The following is a 23,989-nucleotide window of genomic DNA, read 5'->3' as shown; positions in this document are numbered from 1 at the left end:
ATCACTTGGGGAAAAGATCTTTATGACGCTTAACTGGTCAGCCCTTGGAGACAGGGCCCTGGTTCTTACCTTGAATAATAATGACACCCTTAGCCAGCGCCAATTGCACTGGCTGGCCCATCAGCTTTGTGGCCTTAGCGGTGTCAGTGAAACCGTGCCCGGCATGGGCAATCTCACCTTAATATTGACCTCACCACTGGTGGACATGGCCACACTGGCAGAGCACGCCATTGCGGTATGGGCAAAGCGCCCAGCAGAAGCAAGCCCAGGCAAACTGCATAAAATTGCGGTGCGTTACAAAGGCCCTGACTTGCACCAGGTAGCCGAATACGCCGGGCTTTCTGAAGAAGACGTTATTAGCCGCCATTCTCAAGCCGTGTATGAAGTGTCCTTTGTTGGCTTTATGCCCGGCTTTGCCTATCTCACCGGTATGGACAAACGTCTCGCCATGCCGCGCCGGGCAGAGCCTCGGCTGCAGGTACCCAGCGGTGCCGTGGCCATTGCTGGCCAGCAAACCGGCATTTATCCACGCCAGGTTCCCGGCGGCTGGCAAATCATTGGTTATACCGACCAACCACTTTTTGACGTGGAACAGACTCCGCCAGCATTGTTGCAACCGGGCGACCAAATTCAGTTCGAGGTGAGCCGTGATTGAAGTATTAAAAGGCGGCATCTTGGCCAACATTCAAGACGGCGGCCGCCCCGGCTTTCGTAACCAAGGTGTGCCAGCCAGCGGCCCGATGGACCCATTAGCCCTGAGAGTTGCCAATATGCTGCTGGGCAAACCAGCCGACGCTACCGGCATTGAAATTATCTTTGGCCAAACTCAGCTGCGTTTTCAAAAAGCCGGCTGGGTTGCGCTAACCGGCGCCGACTTAGGTGCCAGCTTTGACGGTAAACCCATCACCCCTGGCTGGCGTTTTAAGGTGGAACCGGGGCAAATCTTGCATTTTCGCCAGCCCAAACACGGTTTTCGGGCTTATCTGGCGGTTAGTGGCGAGCTCAATACCCCCAAAGTTTTGGGGTCAGCCAGCTTTGACCGCGGCTCCGGTTTTCAAAAACCGCTGGAAAGCGGGCAAACCCTCGACTGGCAGCCGGCAGGGGATTTTAAAGCGCCACTTTATGTGCGAGTGCCAGAGGCTGGCCGCCTGCGGGTATTGCCCGGGCCGGAATACCAAACCTTCGACAAACTGGCCCATGGTATTTTTTGGCATACCAATTGGAAAATCACCGCCGATTCCAACCGTATGGGTTACCGCTTATCAGGCCCCAGTTTGCACCGGTTAGTGGGTGATGAAATGCCGTCCCAAGGCGTGGTGCCTGGCACCATTCAAGTGCCCGCTAATGGCCAGCCTATTGTGCTGGGCGTAGACGCCCAAGCCACCGGCGGTTACCCCATTTTAGGCGTGGTCATTTCCGCCGATCTTTGGCAGTTAGGCCAACTTGGCCCGGGCCGCCACATCCAATTTATTCCCACTACGCCACAAGAGGCGAGGCTTGCCTGGCAAAAGCAATGCGATTACCTCAAGCATTTGGAGCAATACATTGGCGCACATTGATTTTAATGCCGACCTCGGAGAAGGCGCCGCCTTTGATGAAGAGCTGCTGACCCTAGTGAGCTCCGCCAATATTAGCTGCGGCTTTCATGCTGGCAATGTCGCCCTTACCGCCAAAACCATTGATTTAGCCCTGGCCAACGGTGTGGCCATTGGCGCTCACCCAAGCTTTGATGACAAAGCCAACTTTGGCCGCACCAATATGGCGTTAAGCACCGGCGAAGTGTTCGACTTGGTGTTATTCCAATGTGCCGGTTTCAAGGCCTTAGTGGAAGCCAGAGGCGGCGTACTGCACCACGTAAAACCCCATGGTGCGCTCTATAACCAAGCCGCTAAAGACGCCACCTTAGCCCTTGCCATCGCCAAAGCGGTAAAAACTCTGGATCCGGCCATAAAGCTTTATGGCCTGGCCGGTAGCCAGTCGCTTATTCAGGCCCAAAGAGTTGGCCTCAGCGCGGTATCGGAAGTTTTCGCCGACCGCCGCTACCTGGCCGATGGCAGCTTAAAGCCGCGTAGCCAAGCTGGCGCAGTGTTAGAGCACGACAACGATGTTGAAGCGCAGGTGCTGGCCATGGTGACGCAAGGGCAAGTAACGGCTGATAACGGCCAAACGGTTAACCTCGCCGCCGACACCTTATGTTTGCATGGCGACAACCAGCACGCTTTGCGCCTTGCCAAACGGCTGCGCGAAAAATTAGATACGCTCAATATTGCCGTAGGAGCACCTTGATGGACGCCGTGAATTATTGGCCGCTGCTGGGTGTTGGCGTGGTGATTATTGGCTTTGCCATCAGAGCCAACCCGCTACTGGTGGTGACATTGGCCGGTGTTATCACCGGCCTTGCTGCCGCCCTGCCCTTTGATGACATTCTCACCGCCTTGGGTGATGGCTTTACCCACACCCGCACCTTGAGCCTTATTTTGGTGTTACCACTGGCCGTGATTGGTCTTTTAGAGCGCAACGGCCTTCGCGAACAGGCCGGGCGCTGGATAAGCGGCTTTAAAAATGCCTCTGCCGGCCGGTTGCTGGCAATGTATTTATTGGCCCGCGAGCTTAGCGCTGCCCTTGGCCTGACTAGCCTTGGTGGCCACCCGCAAATGGTTAGGCCGTTATTGGCGCCGATGGCCGAAGGCGCTGCCGGCAAAGCTTTTGGCCCGTTAACAGACCAAGAACAACAGCACCTTAGAGCCATGGCTGCCGCTACCGATAACGTTGGCCTGTTCTTCGGTGAAGATATTTTTGTCGCCTTTGGTGCGGTGATGCTAATGCACAGTTTTTTAACCGCCAAAGGCATCAATGTTGAACCTATGCATATCGCGTTGTGGGGATTACCCACCGCACTTTGTGCATTATTGATCCATGGCTGCCGAGTACTCTACCTTGACCGCCAGTTAGCCAATGGCAAGTGGAGAAAGGCGCCGTGAGTATGACCTTTTTCTACATCCTGACCGGCATCTTATTGCTGGGAAATGGCGTATTAACGGCGCTGGATAAAAACCACCCCCGGCGGCTGCCCTCCAGTCTTTTTTGGAGCATTTTTGGCGCGCTATTCATATTAGGTGACTGGCTGCCACCGCTGGTTTGTGGCGCGCTGGTACTGGCCATGAGCTTGCTGGGTGGCCTTAATTTGGTTAAGCCAAAGCAAAGCGACGAAGGCAGCCTTAACAGCCGTAAAGCCGGTGCTGACCGCCTTGGCAATAAATTGTTTTGGCCAGCCCTTTGTATTCCTTTTATCACCCTGGTAGGCGCTCTGGGCTTTCCTTGGCTAAAAAACCACGGCGTAAACGTAGTGCAAGGCTCCGCCACCTTGGTGAGCTTGGGCATTGCCTGTTTAGTCTCCTTTGTTCTGGCCTGTGTTCTTACCCGTGAGCCCCCCATGCAGGGGCTAAAAGAAAATAGCCGCTTGGTCGATGCCATTGGCTGGTCACTGCTGTTGCCGCAAATGCTGGCAACTTTAGGTATTTTGTTTGCCAAAGCCGGAGTGGGTGAAGCGGTAGCCAGTGTCGTGGGGGAGGTCCTCCCCAAAGGCGTTGAGTTTTGGGCCATTGTCGCTTACGCCATGGGTATGGCGCTTTTCACCATGGTGATGGGGAACGCTTTTGCGGCCTTCCCTGTGATTACTGCCGGTATCGGTATTCCCTTTCTAATCAACGATTACCACGGTAACCCTGCGGTGATGTCGGCCATTGGCATGTTTAGCGGTTACTGCGGCACCCTGATGACGCCGATGGCCGCCAATTTTAATTTGGTACCCGCAGCGCTGTTAGAGTTAAAAGACCGCAATGCGGTGATCAAGGCACAAGCCCCAACCGGCTTGTTGTTGTTGCTGGCCAACATTGTTTTGTTATGGTGGCTGTTATGAAAATTCTGCTAACCGGTTTTGAGCCCTTTGCTGGCGAACCTATCAACCCGTCTTGGGAAGCGGTAAAGGCTCTTGCCGACTATCGCCAGTCGGTGGTGAGCCTGATGTTGCCTTGCGTGTTTGATAAAAGCCTTGAAGTACTGGGCGATGTAGCAAGAGCCATCGAGCCCGACATTATCTTGGCGGTAGGCCAAGCGGGTGGGCGCAGCGGTATCAGCCTTGAGAAGGTCGCTATCAACCTCAATGATGCCCGTATCGCTGATAATGCCGGTAACAGGCCCATTGATACCCCGGTTATTGCTGATGCCCCCAACGCCTACTTTTCAACCCTGCCAATCAAACGGTTAGCTCAAGCACTAAAAGCGCAGCAGATAGATGCCCATGTTTCTTACACCGCTGGCACCTACGTCTGTAACCACCTGTTCTTTGGCGCCCGCCACTTGGCAGAAAGCTTGCCCCAAAAGCCACTGGCAGGTTTTGTACACATTCCGTTTTTGCCCGAACAGGCTCAGCGCCATAATGATGCCCCTTCGATGCCGCTCGACACCTTAGTAGCAGCATTAACAGTGTTGGTTGATGAGTTATTGGCAGGCGGCGAAGACATTACGGTGAGCGCAGGCACTACGCATTAAGGAGGCGATGTGGGTAAAGCATTACTACTACTGTTGGTTTTAGTCAGCCCCTTAAGCTGGGCCAAAACCTTGTTGGTGATGGGTGATTCACTGAGCGCTGGCTACGGCCTGCAAAGCAACCAAACCTGGGCTAAATTGCTGTCTGAAAAGCTGCAAACCGACGCCCCTGGCTGGCAATTGGTAAACGCCAGCATTAGCGGCGAAACCACCGCCGGCGGCCTTAGAAGATTGCCGCAGGTACTTAAAGAGCACAAACCCTCGCTGGTGCTGATAGAGCTGGGCGGTAACGACGGCCTAAGAGGCTACCCTATCCCCAGCATGCGCCAAAACTTGGAAAAGATGGTTAAGCTTAGCCAGCAAGCCGGAGCGAAAGTGATGGTGATGGAGATTTGGCTACCGCCCAATTACGGCCCGCGCTATATCGACAACTTCAAGGCCGCCTTTAAAACGGTAGCCGCCGATACAGGGGCAACTTGGGTGCCTTTTTTCGGCAGGAAAGTGGCTTTTAAGCCCGGTATGGTGCAGCAAGACGGCATTCACCCCACCGCCAAGGCGCAGCCCTTTTTAGTACAAGCCTTGTGGCAAGATTTAGCACCGATGGTGCAATAAGCATTAATTAAGGGCGTGCAAAATGCGATAGCAAATCGCCCCCAATACGGCCAGGGTGCCTATCCACATGGTAACGATACCGGCATCCTTTTCCCTGGCGGTAAAGCCAATACCCAGGCAGGCGATCCCAAAGCAAAACACCAGAAAGAGCCCCCAAAATGACTCACCCATGCCAACTCTCCTTCTTATTCTTAAAGCCCATCCTATTGTTTTAAGGCTTTTTTCTCCATAACCAATTGTCACAAACCAATGAAAGAAATATGACGGCGCAACCTCAATAGCCACCTGTAACAAGCCTGAGGCAATATAAAGGCAGTAAAAATAAAAAAGGCCACTCATTCGAGTGGCCTTCGGTTTTGGTGGAGCTAGACGGTATCGAACGGGGCAACCTTTGCCGCCGACCGATTTTCCGGTATCACCGAAAACCGCTTAAGTTCCGAATTTGGTGGAGCTAGGCGGGATCGAACCGCCGACCTCTTGCATGCCATGCAAGCGCTCTCCCAGCTGAGCTATAGCCCCAAATTGTGGTGTCCCCTAGGAGATTACGAAACGCTTAGCGTTTCGCCCTTCGGGCCAGCCTTTCGGCTGTTCTAAAACGCTGCCGCGTTTTAATCGAACGGCAGGGGTTCTTACCCCTAGGTGACTGACTGGTTTTCGTCACCACGTTCTTTATTTGGCGTCCCCTAGGGGATTCGAACCCCTGTTACCGCCGTGAAAGGGCGGTGTCCTAGGCCTCTAGACGAAGGGGACAAAAATCAGGTTTGCAAAGCGTGGCTTTGCGCTGATTTTTGTAAGGCGAGACTTTGCTAATCAAAGCCCAGCGGCAACACCGCTTTGCCTCACATCGATGCTAGGACATCGATGATTTATTCACTGGAGCTAAGCGGAATTGAACGGGGCAACCTTTGCCGCCGACCGATTTTCCGGCATCGCCGAAAACCGCTAAGTTCCGAATTTGGTGGAGCTAGGCGGGATCGAACCGCCGACCTCTTGCATGCCATGCAAGCGCTCTCCCAGCTGAGCTATAGCCCCAAATTGTGGCGTCCCCTAGGGGATTACGAAACGCCAGGCGTTTCGCCCTTCGGGCCAGCCTTTCGGCTGTTCTAAAACGCTGCTGCGTTTTAGTCGAACGGCAGGGGTTCTTACCCCTAGGTGACTGACTGGTTTTCGTCACCACGTTCTTTATTTGGCGTCCCCTAGGGGATTCGAACCCCTGTTACCGCCGTGAAAGGGCGGTGTCCTAGGCCTCTAGACGAAGGGGACAAAAATCAGGTTTGCAAAGCGTGGCTTTGCGCTGATTTTTGTAAGGCAGGGCTTTGCTAATCAAAGCCCAGCGGCATACCGCTTTGCCTCACATCAATGCTAGGACATCGATGATTTATTCACTGGAGCTTAGCGGCATTGAACGGGGCAACCTTTGCCGCCGACCGATTTTCCGGTATCACCGAAAACCGCTTAAGTTCCAAATTTGGTGGAGCTAGGCGGGATCGAACCGCCGACCTCTTGCATGCCATGCAAGCGCTCTCCCAGCTGAGCTATAGCCCCAAAATCTGTATCAAATGGCTTTGCTGGTACCACTTGAATTGTCGCGCTACGCGCCATTGCCGCCGAGGCCACAATGAATAACGGTGGGAACTGAGCAAAATTGAACGAGGCAACCTTTGTCGCCGACCGATTTTCCGGTATCACCGAAAACCGCTAAGTTCCAAATTTGGTGGAGCTAGGCGGGATCGAACCGCCGACCTCTTGCATGCCATGCAAGCGCTCTCCCAGCTGAGCTATAGCCCCAATAAAGGGGAGACTGGCTCCCCTTAAGTGCGAGGCGCATTCTATGCAGCCCCTAATTTGCTGTCAATACGCTTTTACGCCTCAGCGGCCCGTTTGACGATAAAATCAACGGCTTGGTCTAAACGTGCCAAGCAGCGTTCCTTACCAATTAGGTGTGCAGTCACATCCAAAGACGGTGACTGCCCGGCACCGGTAATGGCAACACGCAGCGGCATACCGACTTTACCCATCCCCACTTCCAACTCGTCAGCGGTGGCTTGGATAGCGGTATGAATAGCCTCTGGCGTCCAGTCAGCCAGCGCTGCCAGTTTGGCTTTCACCCGTTCCAGTGGGACCTGCGCTACCGGCCGTAAGTGCTTTTTAGCGGCAGCTTCGTCAAAACTGGCAAAATCTTCAAAGTAGTAGCGGCTTTGGACTGCCATTTCCTTCAAGGTATTCACCCGCTCGCCCATCACCGCAACCAAGGCCGCAAGGCTTGGGCCCTGGGTGGTATCGATGTTTTGGTCGGCCATGTGCCAAGCCAGATATTCGGCGACGACCTCAGGTGGCAAATGGCGAATGTAGTGGTTGTTCAGCCAATTTAGTTTTTCGGTGTTAAAGGCACTGGCCGCTTTATTGATGGCCTCCAAGGTGAACAGCTCTACCATTTCATCAAGGCTGAACACCTCTTGGTCACCGTGAGACCAACCCAGACGCACCAGGTAATTCAGTAGCGCTTGCGGCAGATAACCGTCATCGCGGTACTGCATAACCGATACGGCGCCGTGGCGTTTAGACAGCTTTTTGCCGTCGTCGCCTAAAATCATCGACACATGGGCATACTCGGGCACCGGCGCACCAAGGGCTTTAAGAATGTTGATTTGGCGCGGGGTGTTGTTGATGTGGTCTTCACCACGCACAACGTGGGTAATGCCCATATCCCAGTCGTCCACAACAACGCAGAAGTTGTAGGTTGGGCTACCGTCGCTGCGCTGAATAATCAGGTCGTCCAGTTCTTTGTTGGCGATTTCGATGCGGCCGCGGACCTTGTCATCAAACACCACTGACCCTTCTTGCGGGTTTTTAAAGCGGATGACAAAAGGTTCGTCGGCACTGTGCTCGCTGTGATCGCCCCGGCATTTGCCGTCGTAACGGGGTTTTTCACCACTTGCCATTTGCGCTTCACGCATGGCTTCCAAGCGCTCAACAGAGCAATAGCATTTATAGGCCTTACCCTCGTCTAAAAGCTGCTGCACCAGTTCTTTGTAACGGTCAAAACGCTTGGTTTGATAGTAAGGACCTTCATCCCACTGCAAATCCAGCCAGTTCATGCCATCTAAAATGGCTTCAATGGCTTCAGGGGTAGAACGTTCTAAGTCGGTGTCTTCGATACGCAGTACAAACTCGCCTTTGTTATGGCGGGCAAACAGCCAGGAATACAGCGCGGTACGAGCACCGCCAACGTGAAGAAAACCGGTAGGGCTAGGGGCAAAACGAGTTTTGACGTTCATGGACACACTTATTCTGTTGAGACACAGGGCCAAATAAAGGGCTTATTCTAGCACTGCACTGGTGGGACCCAAACACCTGTCGCGCTGAAAAATTCAGCATTCAGGCGGGGTTGCAGTGAATTGGGTTGACAGTGAAAAACCCCTCCCTATAATACCGCTCCACATGGCAGGGGTGATTAGCTCAGCTGGGAGAGCACCTCCCTTACAAGGAGGGGGTCACTGGTTCGAACCCGGTATCACCCACCATATTCCTTTTAGGAACCTGCCAAACCAATACAATGTGGCGTCGCGTTACCCAGGACGACACTATAGATTTAGGGTGATTAGCTCAGCTGGGAGAGCACCTCCCTTACAAGGAGGGGGTCACTGGTTCGAACCCGGTATCACCCACCATATTAAAACGTGTCGTCACAATCCCAGGGCGCCACTACAGATTTAGGGTGATTAGCTCAGCTGGGAGAGCACCTCCCTTACAAGGAGGGGTCACTGGTTCGAACCCGGTATCACCCACCAATTTGGTTTTTGTTCTAGAGAATGGGAGAGCACCTCCCACTTAAACAAGAACCGGGAATAACTGGTCCAAGCCAGTATTACCCACCATGTTAAAACGTGTCGTCATAATCCCAGGGCGCCACTACAGATTTAGGGTGATTAGCTCAGCTGGGAGAGCACCTCCCTTACAAGGAGGGGGTCACTGGTTCGAACCCGGTATCACCCACCAATTTGGTTTTTGTTCTAGAGAATGGGAGAGCACCTCCCACTTAAACAAGAACCGGGAATAACTGGTCCAAGCCAGTATTACCCACCATGTTAAAACGTGTCGTCATAATCCCAGGGCGCCACTACAGATTTAGGGTGATTAGCTCAGCTGGGAGAGCACCTCCCTTACAAGGAGGGGGTCACTGGTTCGAACCCGGTATCACCCACCAATTTGAAAGCCACCTTCGGGTGGCTTTTTGCTTATTAACACCGGGTCTAGAGGTGCCGCGCACCTCCCGCCGATACCAGAACCGGGGGCAATGATGCAAACCTGCTATCACCCACCAATCAAAAAGCCACCTTCGGGTGGCTTTTTGCTTATTAACATCGGGTCAAAGGTGCCACGCACCTCCCGCCGATACCAGAACCGAGGCAATGGTTCGAACCCGGCATCACCCACCGATGTAAAACCATCTTGGAGTGTTTTTGCTCAATAGCACCGAGTAAAGATCTCAAGCGGTTCTCACTTAGTCACCAAGGCTTTTAATAACAAGCACTAAGCCTTTGTAACTCCATGCCAGCCTGTGTTACTTAATTTATATACGGTATACAAATTAAGAGCATCACCAACATGTCGTTAATGAAAACTCTGCGCATCCTAGGACTTGTGTGCGTAGCCGCCGCCATTGTTTCAGGCTGTCAGCCCAAGCCCAAAGCCGATATCAGTGGTGTTTGGCTATTCAATCAAGTCCCCGATTTTCCGGGAGTAAGAATGATTGAAATAAGCCACACCACTAAAGGCTACAGTGGCGTGATGACCAGCGACTGGTATGGCCCCATGCCCATGCAAAACTTAACGGTGGAAAACGGCGTCGCTCATTTCGGCATTTCCAACGGTAACCCGCATGTTCCGGCCAAAACCTGGACAGCGGCCCTTAACGGCGACAGGCTGCATGTAAAGGGGCAGGTTTGGTACGGCAAACTGGATAACGATGCCGTACGTGGCAGCGAAGCCGATGCCAAAGCGCGCCGCTTTCACCTCAGCAACCTGCCCTCTTACACGGCACTCAAGCCAGACGGCCTGGCAAAAACGCCACCCATGGGTTGGAGCAGCTGGAACAAATTCGCCGACCATATTGACGATAAAACCGTTCGCGAAATCGCTGATGCCATGGTGGCATCAGGCCTTCGCGATGCTGGCTATCGCTACATCAATATCGATGATGGCTGGCAAGGCAAGCGCGCCGCTGATGGCAGTATTCAGCCCAATGCCCGCTTTCCAGACATGAAGGCCCTAGCCGACTACTTGCACAATAAAGGCCTCAAACTCGGGCTTTACAGTTCCCCCGGCCCTAAAACGTGCGCCGGCTATGAAGGCAGTTACGGCCACGTCGAACAAGACGCCAAAACCTATGCCGCCTGGGGCATCGATTACCTTAAGTACGATCTGTGCTCTGGTGAAGCCTTCTACCAAACCCAAGCGCAAATTCGCGGGGCTTACCAGCAAATGGGCCAGGCGCTTCGCGCCACCGGCAGGCCCATTATTTACAGCTTGTGTGAATATGGCCGCGACAACGTTGGCAGCTGGGGCCGTAGTGTTGGTGGCCACCTGTGGCGTACCACGGGCGATATCAGCGACAAATACAGCGTGATGGCCAAGTTAGGCTTTGATAAAAACGGCGCTGCCAGTAACGCCGGCCCCGGCGGCTGGAATGACCCTGACATGCTGGAAGTGGGCAATGGCGGCATGAGCGAGGATGAATACCGCACCCACATGACACTCTGGGCGATGTCGGCAGCGCCGCTACTGATGGGCCACGACCTTCGCCATATGGATAAAGCCACCAGCCAACTGCTGGAAAACCCCGGCGTAATTGCAATCGACCAAGATGCCAAAGGCATTCAAGGCCAGGCCGTAAGCAAGGATGCAAACACCGAGGTCTGGACCAAAGCCTTGGCTGACGGTAGCCAAGCAGTTGCGCTTTTTAACCGCAGTAAAGCGCCCCAAGTGATTAGTTTCACCCCCGCTGAAACCGGTTTTACCCGCATCAGTAAGGTCACTGATCTTTGGCGCCAGCAAGGGGTTGCAACCGATAAAAGGCAGTTTAAGGTGCCGGCGCACGGCGCGGTGCTATTAAAAGTGACGGGCGTCTAACGTAAAAAAGGCCGCTTAAAGCGGCCTTTTTTATTTCCAATCGGTGGAGCGGTAGACGGTTTTAATCAGGTGCCAACCAAACTTGGTTTTTACCGGCCCCTGCACTTCAAACAGCGGCTTTTTAAAAACCACGTCATCAAAGGCTTTAACCATATCGCCTTTTTTAAACTCACCTAAATCGCCACCACGGCGTTTAGACGGGCACAGCGAATGCTGCTTGGCCAGTTTATTAAAATCGGCCCCTTTTTTGAGCTTGGCCAACAGCATGTCGGCTTCTTCACGGGTTTTAACCAAAATATGGTAAGCGCTGGCTGTGGCCATCATAAAACTCCTCATCAAGGGCATTATTGTCCCATTGCCAAGGCGCCGTTAAAAGCCTTAACGAATGCGCATTCCGGCTTTCTCATCAAAGTGCAACGGCGTGCTGTACTTTTGCAGCGGCGCTTCCGGCACCTCGCCTATTTTCACACCATAAGGCCAGTTGGGCGGGCAAATCGCAATGTAACGGGCATAGCCACCGGTACCGCCACCGAATTTAGGATACCCCATCGCCACCAGTGCCCCCGTGGCCGGCACTTTATCGAGGTTAGCCACCCCTTCAGCCTGGGCATAGCCGTGGTGCATCAACCAGTGTTCACCCTCTAAATTCGGGGTGTTATCGGTGTCTAATGGCTCATGGCCGTGAAAAAGAATATGCCGTTTGAGGTGCAAAAATTTCAGTGCCGCCAAACTCACCGCTGGAAACGGTGTTTGGGTTGCCAGGGCGGGATTTGGCCAGGTTTTGGACCAATCGGAGCGCACAAACACCACCGAGCCTGCTGGAATTAAGCCGTGTTTTTTCTCAAAGGCTTTAATGTCACTGACTTGCAAGGCATAGCCGGGGTCTTTTTTTACCTGTTCAACAATGCTGATCACCACTAAAGGCCTGATGGTATAGGTGGCCGGTAACTCATCAATAGCCGGATACTCGGGCGCCCAATGGGCGGGAGGGTCTAACTGAGTACCGAGCTGGTCGGTACTTAACTGGTAGGCGGTGGCTTCAAACCCCTGCTTGGCATATTGATAGGCTTGGCCCTTTTTGACATAGCCATCAACACTGATGCCAGCCTTAGCTGGGGCAAATGTTGAGGGGCCAAAACCAGCCCACACCGGAATATTGGGGGTGATGGTATGGGTTAAATCCACGTATTTGGCTTGTTTGAGGGTTTGCTCGTAAAGGGTCCAAAGCCGGTTATCGGCTGCCTGAGCCGCCATTACATTGCCAACCAACAGCCACAAAAAAAGTACAAAAGCAGTCGTTATCTTCATCATCTTGCGCATCCTTTGCTGGTATCCATTTCATTAATAAACCTTGTGATAACGTTTTACCGTTGCCGTAAGAGACTTTACAACTGAATGCAACACCTTGGATTGCTTGTTTTTCCTACCACTTTACCTAGGCTTCCCTAACGACTTAGCACCTGAACATGAAACGTAAATGTGGTATTTTTACAACGCAACATATAAAGGAATTATTATATTATGATCGTGCTAGCAATCGTCTTCATTCTACTCGGCCTCGTGCTGCTTACGGGCGGTATATGGCTTATCACGCTAGGAGGCAGTGTCTATTACGCCATTGCCGGTCTGGCCTTTCTGTTAACTGGTTTTTTTGTAAAAAAACAACAAACCATCGCCAGATTACTCTATGCCGTATTTCTGGTTGGTACTGCCCTATGGGCACTTTCTGAATCGGGTTTTGACTGGTGGCCGTTGGCAACCCGCATGGGTCTATTCCTGATTTTGGCCATTCCGCTGCTGATAGCTCCCAAATTCCGCCGTGGCGGTATCAAAGTGTTACTGCCGGTTTGGGCTGTATTAGCGGTAGGCACCCTGGCCTCACTGCTGGTTGATAAACACGACACCAGTGGCCAACTTAGCGCCGAAGTGAAAGTTGCCGCCCCCAACATTGGCAACTCTCCAGAAGATAGCTGGTATGCCTATGGCCGCTCAGATATGGGCCAGCGTTATTCACCGCTTGACCAAATCACCAGCAAGAACGTGAAAAACCTCACCCTGGCTTGGCAATACCAAACCGGTGACAAAAAAGGCCCCGGCGATGTAGGTGAAACCACTTATGAAGCCACGCCGCTTAAAATCGGCAATAGCCTCTATATTTGTACGCCGCACAACTGGCTGGTGGCACTGAATGCCGATACCGGTAAGAAAGAGTGGCAATACACAGCCAATATTTCGCCAGACTTGCAGCGCCAGCACCAAACCTGCCGCGGCGTTTCTTACCAGCCGCCTGCATCAGGCATAGTGCCGGTAGCCCAAACCCTGACCACCCCGTCAGAAAAGCTGGCCCCCAAAGCCTGTGACGCCGAGCTTTTCCTGCCAACCTCTGACGCCAAGCTGATTGCCGTTGACCCGGCAACAGGCGCGCGCTGCAGTAACTTTGCTGACGACGGTATTTTAGATCTCACCCAGCACATGCCCTTTAAGCAGCATGGCTATTACTACTCCACCTCACCGCCGCTGGTCGCCAAAGGCCTGGTGATTGTGGGTGGTTCGGTGAATGACAACTACGCCGTTAACTCCCCATCCGGTGTTATTCGTGCCTTTGATGTGCACACCGGCGAGCTGAAATGGAACTTTGACTCTGGTAACCCAGATGAAACCGCGCCTATTGGCCCCGGCCAGGTTTACACCACCAGCTCCCCCAATAGCTGGTCTGTTGCCAGTGCCGATACCAAGCTGGGTTTGGCCTACTTCCCCATGGGGAACCGTACCCCTGACCAAATCGGTACCTACCGTAGCCCCGCCGAAGAAAAGTTCTCTTCGTCGGTAGTGGCGCTGGATCTCGATACCGGTAAGGTTGCCTGGGTGCGCCAGTTTATTCACCATGACCTTTGGGACATGGATACCCCGGCCCAGCCCGTACTGCTCGATCTTCGCACCAAAGACGGCCTTGAACCGGCGCTGGTGGTACCCACCAAGCAAGGTGATGTGTATGTGCTTAACCGTAAAACCGGGGAGCCCATTTACCCCATAACCGAGCACCCAGCCCCGCAAGGCACTGAAATCAAGGGTGACTACACCGCTAAAACCCAGCCAAGCTCAGCTCTTAACTTCAAGCCACCGAAACTCAAAGAGTCTGACATGTGGGGGGCAACGCCCTTTGACCAGCTCTGGTGCCGCATTGAATTTAAAAAGCTGCGCTATGAAGGCCAGTACACACCGCCATCGAGCCGAGGCACCATTGTTTTCCCGGGGAACTTCGGCGTCTTTAACTGGGGCAGCGTAGCGGTAGATCCGAAACGGCAAGTGATGTTTGGCATGCCGCTGTACCTTGCCTTCACCTCGACCCTGGTGAAAAAAGACGGTTCCGACATCGGCCCAGCCAACCAAGGCGAACACGGCCTTAATTCCAATGAAGGTGGCCCTTACGCGGTAAACATGAAACCGTTCTTGTCACCGTTAGGCGTGCCTTGCCAGCAGCCGCCTTGGGGCTATGTAGCAGGGGTTGATTTGACCACCGGCAAAGTGGCCTACAAGCACAAAAACGGCACCATTCGCGACCTGTCGCCACTACCGCTGCCAATTAAAATGGGCGTTCCTGGTATTGGTGGCCCGGTTATCACCGCCGGTGGCGTGGTGTTTATGTCAGCCGCTGTCGATAACTACATTCGTGCCTACGACCTTAGCTCTGGGAAAGTGCTGTGGCATGCCCGCCTGCCAGCCGGTGGCCAAGCGACCCCCATGACCTATGTGAACAGTAAAGGTGAACAAATGGTGGTACAGGTTGCCGGGGGCCATGGCTCCATTGGCACCACCATCGGCGATTACGTGATGGCGTATAAGCTCAAATAGTAAATCGCACCATGAAAAAGCCCGGCAAAAGCCGGGCTTTTTATATCACTCTATTTAGAACGTGAATGTTGGCTCTCTCACCGCCTTAACCGACGGCATCACTTCCACATTATAGGCATCAAAGCTATCGGCCCTGGCCAACTTCCACATCCGCGAATAAAACTCCCCTTCGAAGGTTTCATCCAGCAGCTCGCCCGGTTTTAAAAACACATGAATTTGCGAGAAAAGGCGAATTTCGGTGGTGCTGGTACGGCGCACCAAATGGTGCGGCTCTAGCGCTTCCGGCGAGGCAATACCAGCCGAGGCCAGCATTTCGGCCAGGGTATGCAAGGTGCTGTGGTGAAAATTGCGCACCCGCTCGGCTTTGTCTGCCACCACCAGCGCCTTTTGCCGCAGGGGATCTTGGGTAGCAACCCCGGTTGGGCACTTGTTGGTGTGGCACGATTGCGACTGAATACAACCAATAGCAAACATAAAGCCGCGCGCGGCATTTACCCAGTCGGCACCAATGGCCATCACGCTGGCAATATCAAAAGCTGAGATGATCTTGCCGCTGGCACCCAATTTGATTTTGTCGCGAAGGTTTACCCCAACCAGGGTGTTGTGCACAAACAATAGGCCTTCCCGCAGCGGCAAGCCAATGTTGTCAGAAAACTCGCGGGGCGCCGCGCCAGTGCCCCCTTCTTTGCCGTCAACCACAATAAAGTCCGGCAAGATTTGGGTTTCCAGCATGGCCTTGGCTATCGCCATAAATTCCCAAGGGTGCCCCAAGCACAGCTTAAAGCCCACCGGTTTGCCACCACAGAGTTCACGGAGCTTGGCAATAAATTCCATCAACTCTATTGGCGTTGAAAAGGCGCTGTGGCTGGACGGCGACACGCAGTCGCGGTCCATGGGTACCCCGCGGGTAGCGGCAATTTCAGCGGTGATTTTATGCTTGGGCAAAATGCCGCCATGGCCGGGTTTAGCACCCTGGCTGAGCTTAATTTCAATCATTTTGACCTGAGGGTCATTCGCCTGCTCGCGAAACTTATCTGGGTCAAAATGGCCATCTTCACGGCGGCAACCAAAATAACCGCTACCCAGCTCCCAGATAAGGTCACCACCGCCTTCCCGGTGGTAGGGGCTGATACTGCCTTCACCGGTGTCGTGGGCGAAGTTGCCCATTTTCGCGCCCTTATTCAAAGAACGAATGGCATTGGCAGATAGCGCGCCGAAGCTCATGGCCGAGATATTAAAAATCGACGCCGAATACGGCTGGCGACACTGGGGCCCACCTATCAAGATGCGAAAGGTGCCAGGGTCCGGCACCGCGATAGGCTTCATGGAATGGCCGATAAACTCAAACCCCGGCTTATACACATCCACCAGGGTGCCAAAGGCTTTATCGGCACTTTCGTTTTTAGCACGGGCATAAACCATGGAGCGCTGGGCGCGGGAAAACGGCAGTTTTTCGTCGTCTCCCTCCAGCAGATATTGGCGAATTTCCGGGCGAATAAACTCGACCAAATAGCGAATATTACCCAGTACCGGGTAGTTACGCCGCACGGCGTGGCGGTCCTGTGACAAGTCTTTTATCCCCACCAGCGTTAGCAGGCTTGCGATGATAAAAAGTGTCCAGGTCCAGGGTTCTGCTGACAAGAAAGGAATACTGATAAGGGCAACCAGAATACAGCCGACAAAGAAGGCATAACGGCTCAGAAGTGAAAATTTCATCCGTTTTTATCCTTGAGGAAAATACATGCTCGCGGCCACTTTATCATCATACAAACAAAGCTTGGCCGATAAACCGTAAGACGGTGTAACTCGCAGTTTATTCCAAACGGATGGTTACGCCTTAATACCTGCAGGCGCCAATAAGCCTGGCTAACGGCTATTGGCCTGTCGAAGTTTCGAGTGCGCCTTGCCATAGCGGCCATAGATAGCAGCGCCTGCCACAATATAAAGCGCCAGAATAACCAGCGGCAGAGCGTTGCCAATCAATGCTTTTTGCACGATGTCGACAACCACTGGCCCTATCATCACTAACGCGAAAACAAGCGCCAGCACCGGCACTGTGCCAAGCCACACCCCTTTTACCCACACCCCGCCCAATGGCACTTTAAAGGGCCGGGGCAATTCAGGGTGCGTGCTACGCAGCCAGATCAAACTGACAGATACCACCATAAACACACACACGGTACCGATACTCACCAAGTCAGCCAAAATATCAATCGGCAACAGCGCCGCCGTTAATGCCGCCAGCGCTGACACCAACAAAGTGCCTTGGTACGGGGTTTTATAGCGGTGATGAATACGCTTAAAAAGCGGCGGAATTAGGCCATCGTCAGCCATGGCATAACAAATGCGCGACTGGGCATAGACATTCACCAACAGCACACTCATCAGCCCCGTTAAGGCCCCAACCTTGATAACCACCGTCATCACCGGCAGGCCAATCACGTTAATGGCAAGGGCTATTGGGTCTGGCACATTCAGTTGCCGAAACGGCACCAAGCCGGTTATCACTAACGCAACGGCAATGTATAAAAGGCTGCTGACCAGCAAGGCGCCAATAATGCCAATGGGCACATCGCGTTTGGGGTTCTTTGCTTCCAAAGCCGCCGTGGCGACCGCTTCAAAGCCAAGGTAAGAAAAAAACAATATCGACGCCGCCCGAAAGATACCCGGCACACCAAAGCGAAAGCCGCCTTCATTTTCGGGAATAAAGGGCTGCCAGTTAGCCGTATTAACGTGTTGCCAGCCAACCAGTACAAAGGCCACGAGCACCCCCACTTTAAGTGCGACCATTAAGGCGGTAATGGCAACGGATTGGCGCACACCGCGCACCAGCACTGCCGCGACCAGAGCCAGGGCTATTACCGCCACCAGATTAACGTGGTGAGTGACCATAAAATGGCCTTGCACTCCTGCGCTTTGCTGTACCAGCGATTGCGACGCCCAACTGGGAATAGTGACCGCAAAGTCGGCGAGTAAACTGGTGAAATATCCAGATACCCCCACCGCCAGTAACGAACCGGCCAGCCAGTATTCCAGCATCAGCATCCAGCCTAATCCCCAAGCAAAAAGCTCCCCCAGGGAAATATACGCATAAGAATAAGAGGCGCCCGAGATAGGAATAACCGACGACAGCTCGGCGTAGCAAAGCGCCGTTAAGCCACAGGCAAAAGCCGCCAGCACAAAGGCTAAAATAATGGCCGGCCCGGCGTAATGAGAGGCAGCAATACCGGTCATGACATAAACGCCAGCCCCAACAATGCAGCCAATGCCCAGCAAAACAAGCTGCACTGGCCCCAAACTGCGGGTAAGACCATGGTTGTTGAAACGCTGCTGGGCGGTGGCCAGCGGCTTTTTTAAAAAAGACGAAGACGTTGGCACAAGGGCTATCTCAATGGGGTAAAAGGTCTTTGACGCTAGCACTCCCCCATTACCACCACTGCTGCATTCAGGCCTAAAAACATTGCGTTAAGGCCAGCCATGCAGAATATGTGACGTTATATAGAAAAGCCGGGTGTCTGCCCGGCTTTTTTACACCCAGCGGCGCACCTGCTGGCAATACTGTTGATAGGTTCCGGCAAAATGGCTGCCAAGGAAAGCTTCTTCAATGCGCATTTGCCGCCAAAGTGCCTGCCACCCCACCAGTAAACACAGCAGGGTAAACGCACTGGGCAACACCAGCACAAACCCCAATTGCGCCAATGCCACCCCCATAAAGGCCGGGTTGCGACTAAAGCCATAAAGGCCGTGGCGCACCAGCGAACCTTGGGTTAGCACGTCAACCCCCGAACGCCAGGCCCCGGCTAAGGTGAAGTTGGCAACAATAGCGGTGGCAAACCCCAGCACCATCATCACGGCCCCGGCCATGGCGAGCGCAGCAGGCCACTGCCCCTGGTAAATGCCAAGGTAGCCATCTAGCCCAGGAAAGGGCAGCCGCAGCACACAAAGCCACCAAATAAGCAGGCGAAACACCCTGAACGTGAGGTGGTTCCACCAATGGCCACTTCCCCGAGCCCCCATATGCACCAAGGCCCCGCTGCGGCGCTGGCGCCATAAAATCAGCACCGTGTAGAAAACCGCCACCACGGTAAAAAAAGTAGCAAGAAACCAACGATATTCGTTATCTAAGGGCACATGACTCTCCTTGAAGCTTAACTCCAGCCTATAGACCCTGGAGTTATAACCCAAGTTTGCAGCGTTAGGCGGTGCCTAATTTGAGTCAAAAAACCAAACAAAACACCCAAAAACGAAGTGATTTTTCGATTGATAATCAATGCTATTTAGTATCAACAGTGTCTAAAGGGCTCACTGTTATTAAAGAGAACAGCCGCTGGGGTTTGGGATGGCCGTTATACAAGCTTCAAACAATCCAAGCCATCAAGGGCCATGTGGATCGTCAGCCCTACCCCAACCCAGCCATTTTGGAATGCTTAGGCCTCAATACCGACAGCCTCCTTATTGCCCTTGGCCAACATCAACTATCTAAAGGAACGGTGATTGGCCATATACAAGCGCAAAGCGCTTACGCCAAAGCCCACCATCGACGACCCGCCGATAAAAGCAGCTTAATTCCCTCACAGCACCACACTCACAAACCCTCGGCTATCGCCGAAAGTCTCGCTCGCCTCTAAATTGCATTTTTAATAGTCAAACACGCTATTTGCGTGAAGCAAACACCCTAAAAGGCTCACGAATGTGTCACTGTCGACGCAATTCGAAAACAGACTTTTTGTTTACTCAGAAGATGGATGTCCTTTATTACTTCTTTATTACTTTTTATTACTTTTTGCGCCAGTTGAGAATAGAGTTTTTCTTACTTTCATAAACTAGGCTTCCCATCAATTACGCTACATGCTCCATCATGAAGAGTAATTACATTCTTAGAAATCAAGGTAATATACTTATGGGACCCGTCAACAAATCTATACTCGAAAGGAATGACAAATAAACTAATGATATATTCATCATTTAAACCAATTTCGTACTTGCTCACTAAGTCCAAACGAAAAGTGTATATCTTTCCAGGTGAAAATTTGAAAACACCTTTACCATTGCTAATGGGGTGAACAGGTTTCAGTCTGGCTTTTTCTATGGATGTAATCTCGCCTCTTCTTAACTTCGATTCACTTTCTTTGCTTAGCACGATGTATGAATTCCAAGAAAAATCTCCGTCTATTCCTAAAGCTCCATAGTCAAGGCTAATATCAGAGTCATAATTATTAGTCAAAGAAATTGTTGGTTTATCACCATCACATCCCATTTCTACAGAGAATGGATATATTAAATCTTCGCCTGCCTTAATACCCAGTGAAAGTGTAAGAAAGACAAAAATCATTCCTTTTTTGATCAATGAGCTCATTTATAATCCTCACCTTTTAAAGGTATAATCGTCACCTTTAATAGCATTAACGAATTGGTAAACATTTCTCTTGAGAACATCTCTAGAAACATTCTGAGACCTCCAATAAAGAAGATGGATGTCCTTTTTTATCAATGTTTTGGAGATGGTAGTGATTGCTAGTAATGCTGAAACAGGTTTGGAACTATGATGATGGGTGGAAGGTTGGCTCAGGATCCGGAAGGGACCCTGAGTAACAAAAGGCTCCTAATCACAAAATGACACATCAAGACGGTCAATATTCATTCGCACATACTTACCGTCTAGGTAGCCGTAATCAGAAAGCAACTCATCATCTTCAATTTCAATTACTGAATGCAATACATTGCGGACCAACTTTCCATAAGCTGAATATTGGTATGAATCGCCATGTTGACGCAACTCCGTTTTTTGAGTGGGGGACTCTTCAACTAAATAATCATCAAAAACAATTCCCTCGAACTCAACTTCATAGAATTCATTAACGCCAAGCTTGTATGGGCAATAGCTTGCGTGACAAGTTAGTTCGACGCCGTTCAGTTCTAACACGACCTCTTCTTCTATATCTTTATTCAGAGATTTAATTTGAACTTTGTATTTTTTTGTCATTCTATTGCCCTGATAGTTTTGTCTTTGGCATTACCATTTAAGGTTTTCCAAAAGTCTTTGCCGGTTTTCATATGCAATGTAGTAATGAAGCCTTTGTTATTCGTTCCTACAAATGCAAATTTAGCTATTCCTTTTTTATTGTTCCCCATGAATTGTGCGAAACCAGTCCTTATTTCCCCTTTATATGAGTATTCAAACTTACTGCCTTCTACCATCACGGTTCTAGCCATTTGCAAATATTCATCAGCATTTTTAGCACCGAACTCTCTACCATGCTTTTTAAAGTGGGAAATAAGTTTTGCTTCATCTGCAAACTGCGCTCCTCTACTTAGCAGTTGCATTCCAAGCTTACTGCTTCGTGCGATATGAACGATTTGGCTACCATATTTTGCCACAATCAGTTCGGGGCCTACGACAACAGTTGTTAGAACTATCCCAGCATCAAGCGCTGCATCACCTGTGGCCCCCAGATAGGTACCATCACCAAATTGAGAATCAAGCTGCTGCCGTTCCATCATACGGGAGTAGCCAGTTTCCATAGCTGTCAGTACTCAGAAGATGGATGTCCTTTTTTATTCTTTTTTATTACGGGGTGCTGGTGAAACTGCTCATTTTTTGCAATAAACGGCAGAAAAAATTGTGGTATGGCATACTTTGTACGGACACAGATTAGAACGCGAAGGATCTGCTGACTACGCTTTCAGCCAAGAGTCCCCTGCAAGCCTAGCCCCCTCATTACTTGGGTTTATATAACTATCTTAGATATGCTTCTCCATTCATATGTTAGAACTGACTACAGGAAATCAATCTGCGAACTAATGTTTTATCAGCCGCCCTATCCAATTCTAGCCAATAAAAGGACATTCTTTCTCTGACTTCAGTGTTATCGAAAAAGAACTTCCTTGCTCGATCTAGTTGAACGTCATTAATAACATCCAAGTCGCTGGCTTCTTCGATCGAACTTATCAACAACAATGAGAATGCACTTTGTAACTCAAAATCTAAACCTTTAGACTCGAGAGCATTAAGGATATCATCTATTTTTTTGGGGTCGGCCAATTCAAATTCCCAATCTTGCTCTTTACCTGTGGCAGGAAGACCCAATAGTCGGTTGATAAAAATTTCGGCATTCGCAGTCGGACCATAAAACTCTCTAGACATAATCAAAGCTCCGGATACGCTGTTTTTACGCCTTTACCACTTGGTACAAGACGTGTGGTCGATGCTGGGGGTTACTCAGAAGATGGATGTCCTTTTTTATTTTTTATCCATTTAGAGTCTCCAGATTACCCGTCTATTCTCAGCAAATGCACCCTTGTTCACATTAGCGAACCAGTCTGGCTCAACGTCAAAATACCTACCTAGCTCATTGCAAATAAAAGAGTCGAATCCGTCCATACCCTCCCAGACCTCAATGGCGCAGCCGTACTTATCCAAAAAACACAAGAAAACAGGGTCGTATGTAACAAGGTCTTTTTTGTAGGTGGTTACGCTAACAACCTCATCCAGTCCGACCTTGGATACCTCTCGGTCATTCTTACTAACAACAAGGTAGTTGTTTTTACAGGTCACTGACCATGTGTCCTCACCTTTATTTTTGACCCTGTGCATAAAGTCATTCCACCAATCCAAGGTGCTCTTTTTAAATTGCTTCATAATACCGCCTTAGTTTGAGGTGCTATCTTCACGACGGCCCCAGAAGAAATTGTGTATAGCCTCTCCAAGCATTTCTCCACCTTCACCACCCAGTGCCGCCCCGCTAACGCCGCCAATGGCAGTACCCGGACCCGATGGATGTCCTTTATTACTTTTTGAATTGTGCGAAACCAGTCCTTGTTTCCCCTTTATATGAGTATTCAAACTTACTACTCAGAAGATGGATGTCCTTTTTTCTCTATTTTGTTGTGTGTGAATTTGCTTCTCAGAGCTGTCTTCATGACATTTACTTTAACATCTTCCCAATCACACCTTATGGGGTATTCTCGACTTCTCCCCATATTCCTTGCATCTTTGGGAGTGAAAACTAACCTGATTCTCTCTTCGTACAGTTGACCTTCAAACTTTTTTGCTTGGAAATAGTGCTCGACTGTCGACCAGTATTTTCCGTCGGCTTCGAACCCCAGCTTTGCAAAGTTAGACAATTCACCATACTTATCAGTGACTGTATAAAAATAGATTATGTCTTCCAATGCCTATCACCAAACTCAATTAAGTCATTTTCTTGATGCTTGGAAGGTTGATATGGTGAGCACAAAACTTTGATGAATTGTGATTTATCCTCCACACTCATATCAACCCAGCTTTCAGTTTCCTGTATCCAGTTCTTAATACATCCATAGCCATGCCAATCTTCATTTAATTTGACTATTGATACCCAGTTTTTGGCTTCATCGTGCTCACCATTTTCCGAAAGAGTTTGAATAATATTGGTAACAATCCTTTCTGACAAATCTGAAAGAATTCCACTGTACGGAATTGCTGAGTCTTCATGCGACTCTTTGAACTTTGCCTCGATGATGGCCCGGTGAAGGGCCATTAACTCTGATTCTTTAGTAATATTCATAATATCCAACCTAGAACGGATTCTCACCCGAATAATTAATTTGTTTTATCTCGGAGCCAAGTTTCATTTTTCCTTGATGAACCCATTCGTATGGGTGGTTGGGAACTTGTTTTATGGAAACCCCCGGATTGGTTGAAAATGCAATACTCAGAAGATGGATGTCCTTTTTTCTCTTTTTTTTCTCTTTTTTCTCTTTTTAACCGGTTTCGCCAGAGCCTGATAAAGGACCAGTGCCTAAAAGGCCGAGTGGGTGTAAAGGTGGCGGAATTCGGAACACATTAAGGCGCAGCGCCAACCTT

Annotated in this window: 24 protein-coding genes, 11 tRNA genes and 1 other RNA gene; 15 read left to right on the top strand and 21 right to left on the bottom strand. The window is 51.0% G+C overall.

The window, feature by feature from the left end:
• The first annotated feature begins 22 nt into the window (after positions 1-22).
• Genes pxpB through DW350_RS06950 form a run of 7 tightly spaced genes read left to right on the top strand, consistent with a single transcriptional unit; the run spans position 23 to position 5,160 of the window.
• Complete coding sequence (pxpB, locus tag DW350_RS06980) at positions 23-655, top strand: 5-oxoprolinase subunit PxpB (protein WP_115718174.1); 633 nt, start codon at positions 23-25, stop codon at positions 653-655.
• Positions 648-1,559, top strand: a complete 912-nt coding sequence (locus DW350_RS06975) for a 5-oxoprolinase subunit C family protein (RefSeq protein ID WP_115718173.1) — start codon at positions 648-650, stop codon at positions 1,557-1,559. Before pxpB ends, DW350_RS06975 begins: the two co-directional genes overlap by 8 nt.
• The gene (locus DW350_RS06970; RefSeq protein ID WP_115718172.1) at positions 1,546-2,286 is read left to right on the top strand and encodes a 5-oxoprolinase subunit PxpA; all 741 of its coding nucleotides are present in this window, start codon (positions 1,546-1,548) and stop codon (positions 2,284-2,286) included. Before DW350_RS06975 ends, DW350_RS06970 begins: the two co-directional genes overlap by 14 nt.
• Entirely contained in the window at positions 2,283-2,981 is a 699-nt protein-coding gene (locus tag DW350_RS06965) for a 5-oxoproline transporter, DUF969 family subunit (RefSeq protein ID WP_115718171.1), read from the top strand. Before DW350_RS06970 ends, DW350_RS06965 begins: the two co-directional genes overlap by 4 nt.
• Before the next feature lie 2 nt (positions 2,982-2,983).
• Positions 2,984-3,919: a DUF979 domain-containing protein gene (locus DW350_RS06960; RefSeq protein ID WP_115718170.1), complete on the top strand. Its 936-nt coding sequence runs from the start codon at positions 2,984-2,986 to the stop codon at positions 3,917-3,919.
• A complete protein-coding gene (pcp, locus tag DW350_RS06955; protein ID WP_226911409.1) occupies positions 3,916-4,551 on the top strand; it encodes a pyroglutamyl-peptidase I in 636 nt (211 codons plus the stop codon). The genes DW350_RS06960 and pcp overlap by 4 nt, the downstream gene beginning before the upstream one ends.
• A gap of 9 nt (positions 4,552-4,560) precedes the next feature.
• The gene (locus tag DW350_RS06950; RefSeq protein WP_226911408.1) at positions 4,561-5,160 is read left to right on the top strand and encodes an arylesterase; all 600 of its coding nucleotides are present in this window, start codon (positions 4,561-4,563) and stop codon (positions 5,158-5,160) included.
• A gap of 3 nt (positions 5,161-5,163) precedes the next feature.
• Here the strand turns inward: DW350_RS06950 and DW350_RS19500 are convergent, their stop codons facing one another.
• From DW350_RS19500 to gltX, 9 genes are all read right to left on the bottom strand, one after another.
• Entirely contained in the window at positions 5,164-5,331 is a 168-nt protein-coding gene (locus tag DW350_RS19500; protein ID WP_192954841.1) for a hypothetical protein, read from the bottom strand.
• A 272-nt stretch (positions 5,332-5,603) separates the two neighbouring features.
• A tRNA-Ala gene (locus DW350_RS06945) sits at positions 5,604-5,679 on the bottom strand.
• Positions 5,680-5,685: 6 nt separating this feature from the next.
• Positions 5,686-5,813: non-coding RNA, RtT sRNA (locus DW350_RS06940), on the bottom strand.
• Between the two features lie 21 nt (positions 5,814-5,834).
• Positions 5,835-5,910: transfer RNA gene (locus DW350_RS06935), tRNA-Glu, on the bottom strand.
• A 206-nt stretch (positions 5,911-6,116) separates the two neighbouring features.
• A tRNA-Ala gene (locus tag DW350_RS06930) sits at positions 6,117-6,192 on the bottom strand.
• Between the two features lie 155 nt (positions 6,193-6,347).
• Positions 6,348-6,423, bottom strand: a tRNA-Glu gene (locus tag DW350_RS06925).
• Between the two features lie 206 nt (positions 6,424-6,629).
• A tRNA-Ala gene (locus tag DW350_RS06920) sits at positions 6,630-6,705 on the bottom strand.
• Between the two features lie 167 nt (positions 6,706-6,872).
• Positions 6,873-6,948, bottom strand: a tRNA-Ala gene (locus tag DW350_RS06915).
• A gap of 74 nt (positions 6,949-7,022) precedes the next feature.
• Entirely contained in the window at positions 7,023-8,438 is a 1,416-nt protein-coding gene (gene gltX / locus DW350_RS06910) for a glutamate--tRNA ligase (RefSeq protein ID WP_115718168.1), read from the bottom strand.
• Positions 8,439-8,608: 170 nt separating this feature from the next.
• Here gltX and DW350_RS06905 point away from each other — a divergent pair.
• The 6 genes from DW350_RS06905 to DW350_RS06880 all read left to right on the top strand — a co-directional run bounded on the left by DW350_RS06905 (position 8,609) and on the right by DW350_RS06880 (position 11,292).
• Positions 8,609-8,684, top strand: a tRNA-Val gene (locus DW350_RS06905).
• A gap of 71 nt (positions 8,685-8,755) precedes the next feature.
• Positions 8,756-8,831, top strand: a tRNA-Val gene (locus DW350_RS06900).
• Between the two features lie 45 nt (positions 8,832-8,876).
• Positions 8,877-8,951 (top strand) — tRNA-Val (locus DW350_RS06895).
• A gap of 132 nt (positions 8,952-9,083) precedes the next feature.
• Positions 9,084-9,159 (top strand) — tRNA-Val (locus DW350_RS06890).
• Between the two features lie 132 nt (positions 9,160-9,291).
• Positions 9,292-9,367, top strand: a tRNA-Val gene (locus DW350_RS06885).
• Positions 9,368-9,909: 542 nt separating this feature from the next.
• Entirely contained in the window at positions 9,910-11,292 is a 1,383-nt protein-coding gene (locus DW350_RS06880) for a glycoside hydrolase family 27 protein (protein ID WP_226911407.1), read from the top strand.
• A gap of 30 nt (positions 11,293-11,322) precedes the next feature.
• On the opposite strand, the gene DW350_RS06875 is transcribed toward DW350_RS06880, so the two are convergent.
• Both DW350_RS06875 and DW350_RS06870 read right to left on the bottom strand, forming a co-directional pair.
• On the bottom strand, positions 11,323-11,616 hold the full coding sequence (locus DW350_RS06875; RefSeq protein WP_192954840.1) for a peptidylprolyl isomerase: 294 nt from the start codon (positions 11,614-11,616) through the stop codon (positions 11,323-11,325).
• A 54-nt stretch (positions 11,617-11,670) separates the two neighbouring features.
• Positions 11,671-12,603 (bottom strand): cyclase family protein, encoded by a 933-nt coding sequence (locus DW350_RS06870; RefSeq protein WP_115718165.1) that lies wholly within the window; start codon positions 12,601-12,603, stop codon positions 11,671-11,673.
• Between the two features lie 210 nt (positions 12,604-12,813).
• Here DW350_RS06870 and DW350_RS06865 point away from each other — a divergent pair, with 210 nt between their 5' ends.
• Positions 12,814-15,144 carry a glucose/quinate/shikimate family membrane-bound PQQ-dependent dehydrogenase gene (locus tag DW350_RS06865; RefSeq protein WP_115718164.1) on the top strand — a complete coding sequence of 777 codons (2,331 nt, stop codon included), beginning with the start codon at positions 12,814-12,816 and terminating at the stop codon, positions 15,142-15,144.
• A 54-nt stretch (positions 15,145-15,198) separates the two neighbouring features.
• Here the strand turns inward: DW350_RS06865 and DW350_RS06860 are convergent, their stop codons facing one another.
• The 3 genes from DW350_RS06860 to DW350_RS06850 form a co-directional block, all read right to left on the bottom strand.
• Positions 15,199-16,860 carry an FMN-binding glutamate synthase family protein gene (locus DW350_RS06860; RefSeq protein ID WP_115718163.1) on the bottom strand — a complete coding sequence of 554 codons (1,662 nt, stop codon included), beginning with the start codon at positions 16,858-16,860 and terminating at the stop codon, positions 15,199-15,201.
• A 150-nt stretch (positions 16,861-17,010) separates the two neighbouring features.
• On the bottom strand, positions 17,011-18,564 hold the full coding sequence (locus DW350_RS06855) for an APC family permease (protein ID WP_226911406.1): 1,554 nt from the start codon (positions 18,562-18,564) through the stop codon (positions 17,011-17,013).
• Between the two features lie 108 nt (positions 18,565-18,672).
• Positions 18,673-19,275 (bottom strand): methyltransferase family protein, encoded by a 603-nt coding sequence (locus DW350_RS06850; protein WP_115718162.1) that lies wholly within the window; start codon positions 19,273-19,275, stop codon positions 18,673-18,675.
• Positions 19,276-19,355: 80 nt separating this feature from the next.
• On the opposite strand from DW350_RS06850, the gene DW350_RS06845 reads away from it, so the two are divergent.
• A complete protein-coding gene (locus DW350_RS06845; protein WP_115718161.1) occupies positions 19,356-19,772 on the top strand; it encodes a type 2 periplasmic-binding domain-containing protein in 417 nt (138 codons plus the stop codon).
• Positions 19,773-19,960: 188 nt separating this feature from the next.
• Here the strand turns inward: DW350_RS06845 and DW350_RS06840 are convergent, their stop codons facing one another.
• The 7 genes from DW350_RS06840 to DW350_RS06810 all read right to left on the bottom strand — a co-directional run bounded on the left by DW350_RS06840 (position 19,961) and on the right by DW350_RS06810 (position 23,690).
• Complete coding sequence (locus tag DW350_RS06840; RefSeq protein ID WP_115718160.1) at positions 19,961-20,500, bottom strand: hypothetical protein; 540 nt, start codon at positions 20,498-20,500, stop codon at positions 19,961-19,963.
• A gap of 246 nt (positions 20,501-20,746) precedes the next feature.
• Positions 20,747-21,127, bottom strand: a complete 381-nt coding sequence (locus tag DW350_RS06835) for a UCP019853 family protein (protein WP_115718159.1) — start codon at positions 21,125-21,127, stop codon at positions 20,747-20,749.
• Entirely contained in the window at positions 21,124-21,666 is a 543-nt protein-coding gene (locus DW350_RS06830; RefSeq protein ID WP_115718158.1) for a hypothetical protein, read from the bottom strand. The genes DW350_RS06835 and DW350_RS06830 overlap by 4 nt, the downstream gene beginning before the upstream one ends.
• Before the next feature lie 244 nt (positions 21,667-21,910).
• A complete protein-coding gene (locus DW350_RS06825; protein WP_115718157.1) occupies positions 21,911-22,288 on the bottom strand; it encodes a hypothetical protein in 378 nt (125 codons plus the stop codon).
• Between the two features lie 111 nt (positions 22,289-22,399).
• Positions 22,400-22,783: a hypothetical protein gene (locus tag DW350_RS06820; protein WP_115718156.1), complete on the bottom strand. Its 384-nt coding sequence runs from the start codon at positions 22,781-22,783 to the stop codon at positions 22,400-22,402.
• A 209-nt stretch (positions 22,784-22,992) separates the two neighbouring features.
• A complete protein-coding gene (locus DW350_RS19860) occupies positions 22,993-23,268 on the bottom strand; it encodes an NADAR family protein (RefSeq protein WP_419178349.1) in 276 nt (91 codons plus the stop codon).
• Positions 23,269-23,303: 35 nt separating this feature from the next.
• A complete protein-coding gene (locus DW350_RS06810) occupies positions 23,304-23,690 on the bottom strand; it encodes a hypothetical protein (RefSeq protein ID WP_152032949.1) in 387 nt (128 codons plus the stop codon).
• Positions 23,691-23,989 lie beyond the last annotated feature (299 nt).

The organism is Gallaecimonas mangrovi (assembly GCF_003367375.1).
In the GTDB taxonomy this organism is placed as follows: Bacteria; Pseudomonadota; Gammaproteobacteria; order Enterobacterales; family Gallaecimonadaceae; genus Gallaecimonas; species Gallaecimonas mangrovi.
The sequence above is the reverse complement of the archived record's forward strand: the minus strand, read 5'-3'. Positions and strand labels throughout refer to the sequence as shown.

Excerpts from the sequence above, each read along its gene's own strand:
- DW350_RS19500 (WP_192954841.1), bottom strand. The coding sequence starts at position 5,331 with ATGGGTGAGTCATTTTGGGGGCTCTTTCTGGTGTTTTGCTTTGGGATC.
- DW350_RS06820 (WP_115718156.1), bottom strand. The coding sequence starts at position 22,783 with ATGAAGCAATTTAAAAAGAGCACCTTGGATTGGTGGAATGACTTTATG.
- DW350_RS06880 (WP_226911407.1), top strand. The coding sequence starts at position 9,910 with ATGATTGAAATAAGCCACACCACTAAAGGCTACAGTGGCGTGATGACC.
- DW350_RS06875 (WP_192954840.1), bottom strand. The coding sequence starts at position 11,616 with ATGATGGCCACAGCCAGCGCTTACCATATTTTGGTTAAAACCCGTGAA.
- DW350_RS06865 (WP_115718164.1), top strand. The coding sequence starts at position 12,814 with ATGATCGTGCTAGCAATCGTCTTCATTCTACTCGGCCTCGTGCTGCTT.
- DW350_RS06835 (WP_115718159.1), bottom strand. The coding sequence starts at position 21,127 with ATGACAAAAAAATACAAAGTTCAAATTAAATCTCTGAATAAAGATATA.
- DW350_RS06840 (WP_115718160.1), bottom strand. The coding sequence starts at position 20,500 with ATGAGCTCATTGATCAAAAAAGGAATGATTTTTGTCTTTCTTACACTT.
- pxpB (WP_115718174.1), top strand. The coding sequence starts at position 23 with ATGACGCTTAACTGGTCAGCCCTTGGAGACAGGGCCCTGGTTCTTACC.
- DW350_RS06960 (WP_115718170.1), top strand. The coding sequence starts at position 2,984 with ATGACCTTTTTCTACATCCTGACCGGCATCTTATTGCTGGGAAATGGC.
- pcp (WP_226911409.1), top strand. The coding sequence starts at position 3,916 with ATGAAAATTCTGCTAACCGGTTTTGAGCCCTTTGCTGGCGAACCTATC.
- DW350_RS06860 (WP_115718163.1), bottom strand. The coding sequence starts at position 16,860 with ATGAAATTTTCACTTCTGAGCCGTTATGCCTTCTTTGTCGGCTGTATT.
- DW350_RS06810 (WP_152032949.1), bottom strand. The coding sequence starts at position 23,690 with ATGAATATTACTAAAGAATCAGAGTTAATGGCCCTTCACCGGGCCATC.
- gltX (WP_115718168.1), bottom strand. The coding sequence starts at position 8,438 with ATGAACGTCAAAACTCGTTTTGCCCCTAGCCCTACCGGTTTTCTTCAC.
- DW350_RS06825 (WP_115718157.1), bottom strand. The coding sequence starts at position 22,288 with ATGTCTAGAGAGTTTTATGGTCCGACTGCGAATGCCGAAATTTTTATC.
- DW350_RS06870 (WP_115718165.1), bottom strand. The coding sequence starts at position 12,603 with ATGATGAAGATAACGACTGCTTTTGTACTTTTTTTGTGGCTGTTGGTT.
- DW350_RS06830 (WP_115718158.1), bottom strand. The coding sequence starts at position 21,666 with ATGGAAACTGGCTACTCCCGTATGATGGAACGGCAGCAGCTTGATTCT.